General features: G+C 47.2%; 10 protein-coding genes and 1 tRNA gene. 3 read left to right on the forward strand and 8 right to left on the reverse strand.

Annotation, left to right across the window (positions count from 1 at the left end):
- Positions 1 to 9: 9 nt before the first annotated feature.
- The 5 genes from VNK96_05685 to VNK96_05705 all read right to left on the reverse strand — a co-directional run bounded on the left by VNK96_05685 (position 10) and on the right by VNK96_05705 (position 4,302).
- Positions 10 to 1,197 carry a D-alanyl-D-alanine carboxypeptidase family protein gene (locus VNK96_05685; protein ID HWP31197.1) on the reverse strand — a complete coding sequence of 396 codons (1,188 nt, stop codon included), beginning with the start codon at positions 1,195 to 1,197 and terminating at the stop codon, positions 10 to 12.
- Positions 1,194 to 1,727, reverse strand: a complete 534-nt coding sequence (scpB, locus tag VNK96_05690; GenBank protein ID HWP31198.1) for an SMC-Scp complex subunit ScpB — start codon at positions 1,725 to 1,727, stop codon at positions 1,194 to 1,196. Before scpB ends, VNK96_05685 begins: the two co-directional genes overlap by 4 nt.
- A gap of 14 nt (positions 1,728 to 1,741) precedes the next feature.
- On the reverse strand, positions 1,742 to 2,473 hold the full coding sequence (locus VNK96_05695; protein ID HWP31199.1) for a segregation/condensation protein A: 732 nt from the start codon (positions 2,471 to 2,473) through the stop codon (positions 1,742 to 1,744).
- A gap of 36 nt (positions 2,474 to 2,509) precedes the next feature.
- Positions 2,510 to 2,585, reverse strand: a tRNA-Cys gene (locus VNK96_05700).
- Between the two features lie 133 nt (positions 2,586 to 2,718).
- Entirely contained in the window at positions 2,719 to 4,302 is a 1,584-nt protein-coding gene (locus VNK96_05705; protein ID HWP31200.1) for a VCBS repeat-containing protein, read from the reverse strand.
- Positions 4,303 to 4,556: 254 nt separating this feature from the next.
- Between VNK96_05705 and VNK96_05710 the strand changes: the two genes are divergently transcribed.
- Both VNK96_05710 and VNK96_05715 read left to right on the forward strand, forming a co-directional pair.
- Complete coding sequence (locus tag VNK96_05710; protein ID HWP31201.1) at positions 4,557 to 5,573, forward strand: hypothetical protein; 1,017 nt, start codon at positions 4,557 to 4,559, stop codon at positions 5,571 to 5,573.
- A 37-nt stretch (positions 5,574 to 5,610) separates the two neighbouring features.
- A complete protein-coding gene (locus VNK96_05715) occupies positions 5,611 to 7,662 on the forward strand; it encodes a hypothetical protein (protein ID HWP31202.1) in 2,052 nt (683 codons plus the stop codon).
- 43 nt (positions 7,663 to 7,705) lie between these two features.
- Here the strand turns inward: VNK96_05715 and VNK96_05720 are convergent, their stop codons facing one another.
- On the reverse strand, positions 7,706 to 8,503 hold the full coding sequence (locus VNK96_05720) for an ABC transporter ATP-binding protein (protein HWP31203.1): 798 nt from the start codon (positions 8,501 to 8,503) through the stop codon (positions 7,706 to 7,708).
- Between VNK96_05720 and VNK96_05725 the strand changes: the two genes are divergently transcribed.
- Positions 8,492 to 9,298, forward strand: coding sequence for a hypothetical protein (locus VNK96_05725; protein HWP31204.1), 807 nt, complete (start codon positions 8,492 to 8,494; stop codon positions 9,296 to 9,298). The genes VNK96_05720 and VNK96_05725 overlap by 12 nt on opposite strands.
- 173 nt (positions 9,299 to 9,471) lie before the next feature.
- Here the strand turns inward: VNK96_05725 and corA are convergent, their stop codons facing one another.
- Entirely contained in the window at positions 9,472 to 10,605 is a 1,134-nt protein-coding gene (gene corA, locus VNK96_05730) for a magnesium/cobalt transporter CorA (GenBank protein HWP31205.1), read from the reverse strand.
- A gap of 90 nt (positions 10,606 to 10,695) precedes the next feature.
- Complete coding sequence (gene mfd / locus VNK96_05735; GenBank protein HWP31206.1) at positions 10,696 to 14,232, reverse strand: transcription-repair coupling factor; 3,537 nt, start codon at positions 14,230 to 14,232, stop codon at positions 10,696 to 10,698.
- Between the last annotated feature and the right edge of the window lie 21 nt (positions 14,233 to 14,253).

Raw genomic sequence — 14,253 nt, forward strand, 5'->3', positions numbered from 1 at the left:
TTTAAGATTTTACTTATATCGAGCGATGCGTTTTTTATAGAAACTCCACATCATTGCAAACAGCAATAAACAGATACTCGCCTGAATTGGCGTAGATTGCGCTTTTTGCCAAAAGGGAGCTGCTTCAATCGTTTTTTCCGCCAGAACCGCGGTTGCGAAAGTGATACCGTCTTTTTCAAAAACGACCTTTCCGATTTCATCCCCTGCATGCACAGGAGCGATGAGGTTTTTCCAACGGATTTCGGGAGGACCCAAGAGTTCGCCCTTTCGCGCGATAACTCGAAAATCTTTTTCGAGAATTCCACGTACGCTGCTCTGTTTTCCGTCTTCGACCAATGCTTTTCCCATAATTGTTTTTTCAGGAAATACGATGCGGCGTTCGTAATTCGCATATGCCCAATCGTAAAGAGTTTGAGTATCGGTCAGCCAATCTTCACTATCCAAGACGACGGCAATCAACCCCCAATCGTTTTCTCGTTTGAATCCTACGAAGCAATGTCCTGCTTCGCGCGTGTAACCCGTTTTTACACCTTCCGCACCGGGTTCGAATAGAAAACGATTTTTGGATTTCAAGAAAGTGTCTTTTGTGTTTATAGAGCGAGAAATCCATGCAGAACGTGTGGCTGCTGCTTCTCTAACGAGGGGATATTTCATCGCTTCTCGTGTAATTAGTGCTAGATCATATGCCGTCGAATAATGTTTTGGGTCGCTCAAGCCATGAGGGTTCGTGAAATGTGTATGTTTGCAGCCTAACTGGTTTGCACGTTCATTCATGAGATTTGCGAATTCTTGGTCACCATTTGCAATTGCGCATGCAATAGCGTGAGCTGCGTCGTTTGCGCTACGTAAAAAAAGCGCATAGAGCATATCCTTTGCGTTTAATTGTTCATTCGGTTTGAGATAGAGACTCGAACCTTCGATTTTTTCGCAGTCCTCAGGAGCAGTAATGATGTCTAATGGTTCGAAGTGCTCGACCAAAAGCAACGCAGTCATGATTTTCGTGGTGCTCGCGGGGTGGCGAGGTGTATGCGCGTCATGTTCATAAAGAACGAAGCCAGTTTCAGCATCCATAACGATTGCGGATTTGGAGCGAATATTCGGGGGGGCGGAGGTGTTCGGGTTTTGAGAATGAGCCAGCAGAAAAGAGAAGAAGAAGGATGTCGTTAGGAAAAAGCGTAATGCCTGGTTGGCACTCATCCGATTTCTTCGACCGCAGCCTTACCGTTTAGGCTGGGAAGTTCCGATAAGTCGTTGAGCCCGAACTGATGCAAAAATTCCTGGGTAGTCCCATAAAGGATGGGTCTTCCCGGAGCATTTTTGCGTTCCAGTTCTTGGATTAGCCCTCTTTCTTGAAGTTGTCGAATCGAATAGTCGCTTTGAACTCCTCGAATCATTTGAATTTCAGCCGCCGTTATGGGTTGTTTGTATGCGACGATTGCCAAAACTTCGAGGGTCGCTCTGCTGAGTCGTCTCTTTTGGGGTTTCAGAAACCTTGCGATGATATCCGCGAATTCTTTCTTCGTGCAAAGTTGATACCCCCCCGCAATGCGAACTAGTTGCAAGCCTGAATCGGTTTGTAATCGCTTTCCCAACTCCTCGAGGGCTTCATGAACATCATCGGGAGCCGCGTTCGTCGCTTCGCAAAGGTCTTCGATTGTTGCGGGGTTTTCTGCTACGAAAAGAAGACATTCGAGAATTTTAGCGAGTTCTCGCGTATTCACTTCCATGTTTATTCTTTCAGTTATGATTCTTTCACTCGAAACCACACTTCACCATCCTTGAGTTCTGCATGGAGTTTTCCAATGCGAATGAGTTCTAATACACCAAGAAAGACGAATACCGCGTCGAAACGGGTGTAATTTTCCGGCAAAATCGTTTCGAATCCACCTTTTCCAACTTGACGCAATGTTCGCATAATATTTCCCATCACCTCGCTCAAAGTCGGGCGAGGACGGGCGAGTTTTTCGACCTCTACCGGCTTGGCTCGAGCAAGAACCTTTTCGAAGGCTTTGGCGAGGTCGTCAATCGAAACGTTTCCTAATTCGATCGGAGGCTCGAAACTCTCCTTGTCGATGGGTGCTGTTCTAAAAAATGTTTTTGAGCGGTCTTCGTATTGAAAGACGAGTTGTTCGATTACGGGATTGTATTCTTCGACGGTAGGCTCTGGGAGAATGGGAGGTTCTTCGGGGGGCGGTGGGTCTGCAATCGGGAGGAGTGCCCAAGCCTTACGCTCCACGAGATAAGCCAAAGCGAAAAGCGCAGCGCCAGCATGCTCCACATCTTCGAATGCGATTTCCTTGAGATATTCGAGATACGCCTCGCAAAGTGGGGAAAGGGGGACCTCAGCGAGGTTGACTTTGCCTTCTCTTGCGAGATGAAACAGAAGTACTAAAGACCCGGAAAATACTTCTGACTCTACGTATAACGGCGGTGGAGTTCCGAGTCCTATACGTGTAAGCGTTTCCTGTTCCATAAACATTTTTTTCGAGGATGCAGTCATTAAGACTTTTGGAGGCGCCGAGCGGATTCGAACCGCTGAATGAGGGTTTTGCAGACCCTTCCCTTAACCACTTGGGTACGGCGCCAAAAGAACACGCAATAGTATATACCCCCTACGAATCGAGAGCACTTTATTATATTAAACAAACCGGACGCGCCATGCGTGGCTGGCGCGCCTCGGTTTGTTTCAAGAGACCAGAAGTTGCAAGGCGAAAGGCTTTATTTCGTCAACGACCAATGGAATTGGTCAATGCCGACACTCCAGTTCGGTGGTGTGAAGCCTGACTTCAACCATTCGGCGCGACCTTTGATTTCACCAGTCGAGGAGTTAATGAACCGGGAGGCATTGGAGGAAATGAGGACTTCGACGATGCTGTCCGTTGTCGAAGCAGTGCGTGTATCTACCAGTTCGAAACTATTGGTGTTGTAGTTGAACAAGTAGAGTTTCTGTGTGGCACCGGAGAGGGAAGAGACTCCTTCGAATGTGAGTTTCAAAGTGCTCGCCGATGTCGCCGAAGAAGTGCCTTTCACGTCAACGATGATTTTCACTTCGCTGAGGGTTTGCGAACGCGGTCTTTGAACTTGGAGTTTGAGATTGTCGCTCGCAAAGAGGTCGCTTACGACTCCACTCAATAACGTACCGCGTACGACGGTGAAGCTATTGGGCAACACTTGAAATGCGCTTGCGTTCATGAAGACGGAGACGTTGTTCGAACCTTCGTTCACAACGACCAGATCTATATCTGAATCGCTGTCCAACATTCCTGCTTCCATCCAAGTGGGGGATGATCCACCAGTCGAAAGATTCATTGCCGCTCCGAAACTTGCAGGACCGAAGTTTTCGAGAATGGAGATGCTGTTCGCACTTTGGTTTGCAGTGGCGATGTCCATGTCGCCATCTCCATCTAAATCGGCTGCGATTATCGAAACGGGTTCTGTACCAACGGTGAAATTCGACGGACCCGAAAAAGTCCCACCGTTATTAAGGAATATCGAAGCGAAATTAAGTGCATTGTTGTTTCCGGAAGTTGCGACGGCGATATCCGAATCTCCGTCTTTGTCCAAATCGGCAATCGCGGAATCATCAGGGCGCAAATCCCCACCGACGGACAGATCTGCCCAAAACGTGAACGTTCCACTACCACTATTTCGAAGCAGGGTGACTGTCCGAGAATCGTGATTCGAAGCGGATAAATCTTGGTCACCATCACCGTCGAGGTCTCCGGCGGATACGGAGCGCACATCTTGACCTGTGGAGTAGTTCGTTGCTGCGCCGAATGTTCCATCTCCCATGTTGAGAAGGACGGAAACGTTTCCTGATGTTCGGTTACCGACTGCGAGGTCGAAGTCCGAATCGGCATCCAGTTTGGCTGTGACAATGGAGCGGGGTTCAGTGCCGACAGAAAATGTAGCGAAGTTGCTGAACGATGCCCCACCGGAATTTTTCATGATACGAACTTGGTTCGTATTTTTCAGCGTTACCGCGAGATCTTGGTCGCCATCCATATCGAAATCAGCAGCAGCGATTGCGAATGGGCTCGTGCCGTTCCCAGTCGCGAAGTTAATCGCGTTGGCGAACGTTCCGTTGCCTTGATTCAACAGGATAGATACATTGTCGCTGTTGTTATTGGCGACGGCTAAATCTTTGAAACCGTCACCATTGAAATCTGCAATGGCTACAGATTCGGGATTAACGCCCACAGGATAGGTCACCGCCGGGTCGAATTGAATTGCCGAAAAAGCAGAAGTTGCAAAGAGCGCTAAGGCAAAAAGAGCCAGCGTTTTATTTGAATAGATATTCATGGTTACCTCCTATTCGTAAGAAAGATTGCATACGCATCCTTTCCCATTTTTTGGATATAAGAGGCAAAGAAAAGACAGTCAGATACAACGACTTTGAACTCCTCTCCTCGGATGGAACAATTCTCATTTTTCAAAATGAGGGAACCTCAGTAGCGGACTCGTAGGCATAAAATCAGAAAAGAGACTTCGAAGTTTGAGGCTTCCCTCTTCGCAAACACGCTCCAGTAGACACTTGTATGCTAAAATATTTCTTTATGGAGGGGAAGCAGATACTTGCTGAACCCAAGCCAATAGCGGAGGCATCGAAGAGGATTCCAGGATTGAGGGTAATCCGTAACTCCCCTCCTGCTGAGTCTTTTCTACTCGAAGCCGACCCTTATTTCGGTTTGGATGAACCTCAAGCCATAGACTCGGAAATTGTCGAGGGAAATAGGCTCGCAGCTCACTCTGTAAGCGATATCGGGAAGAGCGACTTCACTCATTTCGTGGATGGAGCACAAACTTCTCGTCTTGCATACGAAGTTTACGGGGTTTGCGGTTATCTTTCGTTTATCAATGCAGCCGTTTTATGTCGTGAGGGAAAAGAAATCCTGAACGAACATTGCGATTACGAAGAACTTTTAGCGATATTCCATGTAGATGAGAATTCCGAAGCGAAAGAAATATTTGAAGAAATTGGCTGGAAAGTTATTCCGGTCGTCTACGATGTAAATAAAGGTCTTGCGGGTTTGCGCGAACTCGTTTTGGACAAGATTAGCGAAACACGATACGAAATGGAAACGAAATTGGCAAAGCGGTGGATGGAAAGCAGTGAAGGTTGGCTCTATATTGACGGTGGTGTCGCTAAGCTTTGCACCAGTTTGTCATCCTTTTGTCCGATTGTGGGAGTAGTGAAATCTCATCGGAAGCAATATTTCAAAACCAGAGATGCGCGAGAGGTCATATTGAATTTGAAGGTCGGAGAAAGAAGCAGTGTGTTCATTGCGAGAACAGGGCAACAAAGAGACGAAGCGTACAGTTGGTATCTTCGTTTGTACGACGATTCCGGTTCTTCTGCTTCTTACGGCTTGGTAAGAATCGAGATGCCACCTTTCGAAGAGACGATGCGTTGGGTGGATTCCGTCAGTGCATGGTTGATTGCGGAGACGACTCCTTTGTCGTTGCCCGACCCTCGTTATGACCGTTTGATTTATCCGATTCGGCGTGTGGAAGTGTATTTGAAATCGCATCAACCGAGCGCAACGCGATTGCAAGGTTGGATAGGATACTGAGATTGAAAATCTGAATAAACTTTAGGAGAGAAAAGAGATGCATGAAGAAAAATTCGAAACACGAGAGCCAATAGGTCATGTCGTAGGAACGGAGAAGAACCCGACTACGGCTTATTCTTTTCGTTTTTGGGCGTATAAAGATTTTCCGATCGGTATCGGAACGTTGGTCAAAGTCGTTTATCGAAACGGTGAGAATGAAGCGAAAGTTTATGGAACCGTAATCGAAGCGCATGCTTACGATGATTCGCCGAATGCATTTGCGGATTATCAGAGCCGTAAGGGAAAAGCAGCTTTCGAAGCTCCGAGCAACCGCTTGGAGATGCGGGAGTACGAAGCGGCGGTGCTACGACGCGACCCCCCCGATCCTATCGGGGCTGTCGGATTGGGCGAAGTCTACGAAGCGGAAAAGGAGGATTTGCAAACAGCACTAGGCGCGGATAAATTCGTAGAAGAAGGAATTCCGGTAGGCGTGTATGGAAAAAGGGAAAAGCCGATTCCCGTTTTGATAGACCCGGCTTTTCTTTTAGGACCGGAGGCAGGACATTTGAACGTTACGGGAACGAGCGGGTTGGCTGCGAAGACGAGTTTTATTTTGTTCCTTCTGCAATCGCTTTTGCAGAAATACAACGAGCATACGGAAATCGCTGCGGTATTATTCAACACGAAGGGGGGGGACTTGCTTTATCTGGATTGTCCTCAAAAGGACGATTTGCCCGAAGAAGACAGAAAAATATACGAAGCATGCGAAATCGAGCCGAAACCTTTCGAGAAGGTCGTTTTTTATGCTCCTTTTGCAGACGAGGCTCGAGTGAACCTTCGAACTTTGAGGAATCACGAGGAACTTGTCAAGAAAAATCCTACACACGGCTTTTGTTACGGTGTTGACAAAGTTTTGGAACACGCCGATGTTCTGCTCGACGAGCAAGATATGAACACGAACGCGGATGCTTTTTTGCATTTTTTGAGGAGAGATGTTTTGCAGGCGGACGGATTCGTCATCAAGGAGGATATGAAAGATGATTTGAAAAACACAATTTCGGAATTACCGAGTGGCGAAAGAAGCGAAATTGAAGCGCTGCTCGACAATGTCGAAAATCCTAAACGCATCAAGGCTCGAAATCTGTTAGAACTTATGAAGATCGTATATATCTTGAAAAAAACAGCAGCCTCGAAGGGAAAATCGGAGTTTTTAGGGCATCACATCGCAACATGGGACAAAATGTATCGAAAGTTGAATGGGTTCGCGTTGCGTTTTCGCGGTTTGATTTCCGAAACGGGCGATTCGAACCCCCCCCTACCGGAAAAATTCGAAAATCGCAGCGTCTATGTGATCGATATTTCGCGTATGGACGGGGATGCTCAAGAGTTGATTTTCGCTGAAGTAATTACCCGTTTGAAAGAAAAAATGGAGAAAAAAGAATTGGGAGTGGAGCGTTTAATTATTGCGGTAGATGAACTTAATGAATTCGCACCGAGTGGGGGACGGATGACGGAGGTCATGAGGACACTGCGAGATATTTCCGCTCGAGGAAGATACATGGGTTTGGTTTTGTTCGGCGCGCAGCAATTTCGCTCGCGTGTGGACGCGCAAGTCGTGGGGAATTGCTCGAATTCCGCTTATGGTCATATCGAAATGGAAGAACTTTCGAGCGACATTTATCGTGTGTATTCTCCGGCGATTCGCGAAAAGTTAGCCACAGCATCACCGGGAGAGATGATGATTCGCCATCCGCATTTCAGTCAACCCGTTTTCGTTCGATTTCCGCGCCCTTGTGTTTTGAAAGGCGAAGACGGGATGGTCATGTATCCTGCTGTACGAGAACTCGATTTGGAAGAGTCTCTCATAACGTTAGCAGTGCAAAAGAGCAATGGAAAGGTTTCTCCCAAAGCCGTGCGAGACGAAATTGCGTGTTGGGATTCCCTCGAACGGGACCGGAGTATCAAGAAGGCAATTAGGGAATTAGATATTTTGCCAAATGGGAAAGACGAAACGAGTGTAATGAATGTGATTCGAAAGTGTGGGAAAAAAGTTCCTCGAAGAAGAGAACATCAATTCCCGGATGAGCCTGATGACCCGTTTTTGAGTTAGTCGTTTTTTCGTGTATCTACAACCCCTAGCTCAAAATATGCACTTACAAAAGTTTAGGATCAATCTCCATGAGGGATTCTGCTTCAGATGCGTTTATCGCTTCTCGAATTCGGGGGTCTTCGACATTTTGCAATTCGCGTGTTGGTCCTTGCCAAATGAGTTCACCTTGGTAAAGGTAAAAGGTTCTGTCCGTCGTTCGCAAAACGGAATGGAGGTCGTGAGAAACCACGATGGTCGTTACATGGAGTTTTGTCGTCAATTCTCGAATAAGCGAGTCAATGGAGTATGCAGTGATAGGATCGAGACCGGATGTAGGTTCGTCATAAAAAATGATGCGAGGTTCGGTAGCGAGCGCGCGTGCGATAGCCACTCGTTTTTTCATTCCGCCACTTAGTTCGCTGGGCATCATTTTTTCTATCCCTTTCAAACCGACTAAACTCAAGCACCTCGAAACCAACTCAGAGATTTCTTTTTTGCTTAGTCTTTTTTTACGAATAATTCCGAAAGCGACATTTTCCTCGACGTTCATGTAATCGAATAATGCAGAACTTTGAAATACGACTCCTATTTTTTGCCGCAAGTCGTTAAGTTCGCTTTCCTTGCAACGATAGATATTCACTCCGAATATTTCTACGGTGCCTTCCGTAGGTTCTAAAAGCCCTGCCATGCAGCGGAGGAGTGTAGTCTTCCCACCGCCTGAAGCCCCCATAATTGCGACAGCCTCGCCTTCGGCTATTTCGAAGGAAATGTTTCGAAGGACAGTTTGCTCTCCGAATCGGTGCGTCAAGCCTTTCACCCGAATCACGAAGCGGAGTATACTCTCGGAAGAATGTTCGTCCATTTACTTATCGCAAGCCTACTCTCTTTGAGCGGTCAGAATCCTTCTTGGTCTTTTCGTTTTCAAAACGGAGAGATTTTGAAATATCGTTCGAGTGTCAATGAGAAGAGAACGATGAAGTTGCCTGATGGAACACTGGAACTTACAGCGGATGCGGAAGTCATTGTAACGTTGCGCGTTACGTCTGTGAATGCGAATTATGCGACGATGTCTGTGGGTTACAGCCAGCCGAAGGCTAAAGTAAGCATACTCAAAGCCCCCCCTAAGGTTGACTCGAAGAAGAAAAAGGAATATGAAACTAGCGCAACCGAACAATTGAAGCGATTACTTTTAGCCGGTGACAGGACTCAGAGAGTTACGAGTCGTGGAGTGAGCACTTATGTTTATAAAGTCGGCGCGGGAAAATCTTTGACGATCGAGAACGGTGGTTTTTTCCTTTTAGTGTTGCCGAAGTCCCCACCGAAAGTAGGGCAAACATGGAGTGCGAATGTAGCACTTCCGGATCCGAACGGCTCGGAACCGGTGAAATACACCTATAAATATGTAGGAATGCAGAAGGTCGGGAAAGAGGATGCATATAAAATAACGCTTTCGTCGAGCACATCAGGCTCGCAGAAGATGCCGAAAGGTGGAACTTTAAGCGGGTCGGAAAAAATTTCTGGATATATGCTTTTAGGGAAAAACAGTGGTAAGTTGCTTTCGGGAGAAATTTCTCGCGTTGCTACATCCCGTTTATCGAGCGAAAGCGAAAAAGGGGAAGCGAAGGTAACGACGGTGCAAAGACTCACGAAACTTTAAATTAATCGCGCCTTACAGCGCTCCAACAGCATGTGAGGTCGCGCCTTACCGCGCTCCGACATCGTGTGAGAATCGCGTCTTACGGCGCTCCTACAACATGCGAGGTCGCGTCTTACAGCGCTCCTACTGTTCCTACGAAGATTCAATATCTGCTTGGAAATGAAAAAATATCGTTACTCTTTCGGCTCGTGTAACGTGATATCGCGCATAGTTACCCAACCTTTTTTATAAAAATAAAATAACATGGCTAAACCGATGAGCGTCATCACCCCTAAAATAATGGGATAACCGTAATACCAGCCTAATTCCGGCATATTGTATGGCGAGGAGCGGTCGAAATTCATTCCATAAATACTGGAGATGAATGTGATCGGCATGAATATGGTTGCAACCACTGTGAGAACTCGCATGATGTCATTCGTTCGATTCGTCAGACTCGTAAGATAGACATCTCTCAAATCGGTTGCGACCTCTCGGTACATTTCCGTGAGGTCTATGAGGCGAATCACGTGGTCGTAGCAATCTCTCAGATGCAATCCCGTTTCTTGATGGAATGTAGAATAAAAATCTCGAATAAGCGTATTCAAAGCATCTCGAAGAGGCCAAAGAATGCGGCGAATCGCAAGCAGGTCGCGTTTAATCATATGCAGAGACGAAATCCATTGATGCTCGGGACGAGCGATAATCTGGTCTTCCAAGTTCTCCAGTTTTTCTCCGATGGCTTCCAAGGTCGGGAAGTAACCATCTACGATAGAATCCAAAATCGAATAAGCAAGGTAATCCACACTTTGAGTTCGGATAATTCCATGGGAATTTCTGATGCGGTTTCGAATGAGAGCGAAATTGTCGTTCGGTCTTTCTTGGAAAGTCAAAATAAAATTATTTCCTAAGATAATGCTGATGTCTTCGATTTCCAGCGTTTCTTTCCACTGCACAGCTTGCGCTACGATAAAGCGATATTTTTCGTAATCCTCGCATTTCGCTCTTTGGTGTTTGTTCATGACGTCTTCCAGCGTGAGGGGATGGATTTCGAAAATTTCCCCGATTCTTTTAATCGTCGCCGGGTCATTTGCGCTGAGAACATCGACCCAAGTAACTGCGCGTTTATTGAGGAACGCTTGGATGTCTTCGACGTTTTCGATTTTTTGCTCCTCGTAACTCTCAGAATCGTAGGAGCAAAGAATGATGGATGGTGGCGGAGCGCCGACTTCCGGGATCAGAGTTCCAGGTGGTGCACCGACGCCCTTCTTTTTGTGGACGAGCCTCGTTTTTCTTTTCTTTTCGGCAGGCGCGGTCATGTTGAACATTTTATAATATTCCAAGAAGGATTTGCCTTCGCTGCGGCTCTTTTTTCGAACTATAGGATTTCGAAAAGGTCAGCCCCCCCGAAACTGAGGTCAGCGAGCGGCGGATTTTGCCGCGATTGCTTCTTGAAGAGCGGCTCGGATTGCGTTTAGGAACGATTCCGCAGAGGCGATGGCGTCCGTCGTACGCCTCCATTCGGCAAGGTCGGGGCGAAAACGCAAGCCCCTATGCGCTCGTTGCAAGGCGTGAATCGCTTTGAGAGGGAGTTCGCGACCTTGCGAAAACCAAGCCACTAATTTTCCGTTTGCGCTTTCCAATTTTCGAATTCCCAAATCGTGTGCGAGAAGGCGAAGATGGACTAATTTGCACGCATTTTGCGCGGCAGGTGGAAGAGCTCCGTAACGGTCACGCAGTTCTTCTTCGATTGCATGCAAGTTCTCTTCGCTTCTCACCTCCATGAGTTTTTTGTAATAAAAGAGCCGTTGTCCGTCTTCTGCGATGTACGATTTGGGGAAATACGCCGCTGCTGGAATTTCGAAGGGGGGGAGTTCGGTGAGTACCTGACGGATATCGAAATCCACAGGCGTGAGCCTTGCGGCGCGTTCCCCACCTTTTTCTGTCGCTTCTTTGAGTTGTCGAATCGCCTCGTTTACGAGTTGCACGTACATTTCATAACCGACACTCGCCATGAGTCCGTGTTGTTTTGCGCCTAAAATTTCTCCAGCTCCACGAATTTGAAGGTCTCGAAAGGCTAAAGAATATCCAGAACCTAATTCGCTGAATTCTTGCAATGCGCGCAAGCGTTCGAGCGCTTCGTTCGTAAGCGCTTTTCCAGAACGGAAGAGAAGATATGCGTAAGCTTGACGGTCGCTCCGCCCCACTCTGCCTCGAAGTTGATAAAGTTGTGCAAGACCCATACGGTCAGCGCCTTCGACAATGAGAGTGTTAACGTTCGGGTTATCAATACCGTTTTCGATGATGGTCGTGCAAACGAGCACGTCAATTTCACGATGATAAAATGCCGTCATAATCGGTTCGAGTTCATCGGCTGACATTCTTCCATGCGCGACTGCGATTTTTGCGTTCGGAAGCATTCGTCGAATTCGCTCTGCTACGTGTTGTATTCCTTCGATTCGATTGAAGACGTAGAGAACTTGACCGTGTCTCGAAAGTTCTCGGAAAATCGCTTCTCTCACCAATTGGTCGCTGTAAGGTTTTACGTAAGTACGTATAGAAAGTCTTCCGGGTGGGGGGTCATCAATGAGCGACATTTCCCGGATGTTCATCAATGCCATGCTCAAGGTACGAGGAATCGGAGTCGCTGTTAAAGTGAGAACGTCTACGGAGGTTCGAAGTTGTTTTAATCGTTCTTTGTCTTTCACGCCGAATCTCTGTTCTTCGTCAACGATGAGAAGACCGAGGTTTTTGAATTCAACCCCTTTTTGTAGGAGTGCGTGCGTACCGATGACGATATCGATAGTTCCATCCTTTAAACCTTGTATCACCTCTTGGCGCTCTTTTGTTTTGCGAAAACGATTGAGAAGCGCGATTTTTATTGGGAATGGTGCTAACCGTTCACTGAAAGTAAGATAATGTTGGTCCGACAAGACCGTGGTGGGGCAAAGCAATGCCACTTGCCGTCCTGTTTGTACGACTTTGAATGCGGCGCGTATCGCCACTTCCGTTTTTCCGAATCCCACGTCTCCGCACACCAAGCGGTCCATCGGATGGGGTTCGTTCATATCTTTTTTGATTTCTTCGATTGCTCGAATTTGTGCAGGAGTCTCTACCCATGGGAAAGTGGCTTCCATTTCGGTTTGCCAAGGCGTGTCCTCACCATAGGGGGGGCGTGTTTCCATGGCTCGTTTTGCATACACTTTCAGCAAATCGCGCGCCAAATCCTCTGCGCCTCGTTTCGCAGCGCGCAGAGTTCGCTGCCATTCTGCACCGCTGAGACGATGAATTTTCGGGGGGGAATCACTGGGACTGAGATATTTTTGAATTCGGTCGAGTTGGTCAACAGGCACCAGTAGACGGTCGGGCGTCTGGTATTCGATATTAAGAAATTCTTTCTCTACTCCGTCTACTACACGAGTCGTCAAACCTCTGTAAATTCCGATTCCGAAATGGATGTGTACGACGTAGTCTCCCGGATTCAAATCCAAAACGGAAACGATCGGGATTCCTTCTTTGAATCTTTTCTGAGGAAGACGTAAGCGACCTACACCAAAAAGTTCGGCATCCGTAATGAGGGCTTTCTTTTGTTCGGCATCTAAGAACCCACCCGAAAGATTTCCCTTCAGGAGAATAGCACCGCTCTCGGAGAGCGAGATTTCATCACCTTCTTCGACTTCCCGTGGAAAGAGTTTTATGTTTTCGAGCAACGCTTTCGCACGGTTGGGTTGGTCCGTCGCAAAACAAAGTTGGACATTTTCCTTTTGCCAATTCCCGAAGACTTTTGCTAATGCATCAGCGCGTCCTCGGTGGGGGGCTAAACTGCTCACCTTTAATTTCGTTTCTTTCGAAATGGAAAGCCATGAAGTCTCGCCGCTGTAAGAACAAAGCGCAACTATGTTGGAACTTTCGTTGAATTTTTTTACAGGGAAAATGAAATCTTCGTTTTGAAAGGAAAGAGATTCTCCACGCTCGAACCTTTGTTGCAAAACGGTATGCAGGTTTTCTGCATTTCGGTTTGCATGTATTTCTAATTCCAATGGTTCTTGTAAGAAGAGGAATCCATCATCGAGATAATCTATAGCGCAAGCCGCGTTCGGCATCACGATGGGGAGATAAAGTTCCAAGCGCTCGAAGGGGATTCCTTTTTCGATCACCCTGGCATCGGATTCCACAGAGGCAATGAATTCTTTAGCGATATCTTGAGGGAGTTTTTTCGTTTGTTCTTTTGCCAATTCGAGTACTTTTTGGGCTGCTTTCTTCGGATCGATCGTAAAACCCAGACACCTCGCGGGGGGGATTGACACATCTTTTACAGGAAGAATACTTCGTTGGCTTTCCGCATCGAAGCGTCTTAGACTTTCTATGGTGTCGCCGAATAACTCGATTCGTGTAGGAAGTTCTGCTCCGCTGGGAAAAACGTCTATGATGCCCCCCCGTAAACTGAAACTTCCTGGTTGGCGGACGGACTCTTCGTGTTCGTAACCGATTCGTTGGAGATTGCGAAGGAGATGCTGGGAAGAAATTTCTCCACCGACTTCTAAATGGAAAGTTGCTTTTCGGAATTCCTCCGGAGGCCAAGTTTTTTCTAAAACTGCATTCGGTGTGGCTAAAACGATGCAAGGATTACGCTTCGTCAATGCTTGCAGCGCATCTATCCTGTCCGAAAGCGCCTGATATTCCGGGGGTCCTTCGTCGAAAAGTGTCCCCAATCCGCTGGGAAGATGTTTTATGGCGGAAGAGGGAACCCCGCAGAGAATAAGTTTCGCCTCCCATTCCAAAGCGCGTTCATAGTCCGGCACGACAATCAGAAAGCGTTTTCGGGAATCCTCCAGACGCAACCAAGCCGAAGCCAAGAACGGAGCCTGGGCTTCTATGCAAATATCGTTCCAGGATTGTTTCCCGGGAGTGAGCGGAGGGGTTTTTAACCTTCGCACCCACTCATGGAGGTGCATGTTCAACTTAGTTTTCGCCTT

It is taken from the genome of Fimbriimonadales bacterium (assembly GCA_035559795.1).
Taxonomy (GTDB): Bacteria; Armatimonadota; Fimbriimonadia; order Fimbriimonadales; family ATM1; genus DATMAR01.

Bases quoted from the DNA above. Each gene is read 5' to 3' on its own strand.
- VNK96_05685 (HWP31197.1), bottom strand. From the start codon at position 1,197: ATGAGTGCCAACCAGGCATTACGCTTTTTCCTAACGACATCCTTCTTC.
- scpB (HWP31198.1), bottom strand. From the start codon at position 1,727: ATGGAAGTGAATACGCGAGAACTCGCTAAAATTCTCGAATGTCTTCTT.
- VNK96_05695 (HWP31199.1), bottom strand. From the start codon at position 2,473: ATGGAACAGGAAACGCTTACACGTATAGGACTCGGAACTCCACCGCCG.
- VNK96_05705 (HWP31200.1), bottom strand. From the start codon at position 4,302: ATGAATATCTATTCAAATAAAACGCTGGCTCTTTTTGCCTTAGCGCTC.
- VNK96_05710 (HWP31201.1), top strand. From the start codon at position 4,557: ATGGAGGGGAAGCAGATACTTGCTGAACCCAAGCCAATAGCGGAGGCA.
- VNK96_05715 (HWP31202.1), top strand. From the start codon at position 5,611: ATGCATGAAGAAAAATTCGAAACACGAGAGCCAATAGGTCATGTCGTA.
- VNK96_05725 (HWP31204.1), top strand. From the start codon at position 8,492: ATGTTCGTCCATTTACTTATCGCAAGCCTACTCTCTTTGAGCGGTCAG.
- VNK96_05720 (HWP31203.1), bottom strand. From the start codon at position 8,503: ATGGACGAACATTCTTCCGAGAGTATACTCCGCTTCGTGATTCGGGTG.
- corA (HWP31205.1), bottom strand. From the start codon at position 10,605: ATGTTCAACATGACCGCGCCTGCCGAAAAGAAAAGAAAAACGAGGCTC.
- mfd (HWP31206.1), bottom strand. From the start codon at position 14,232: ATGCACCTCCATGAGTGGGTGCGAAGGTTAAAAACCCCTCCGCTCACT.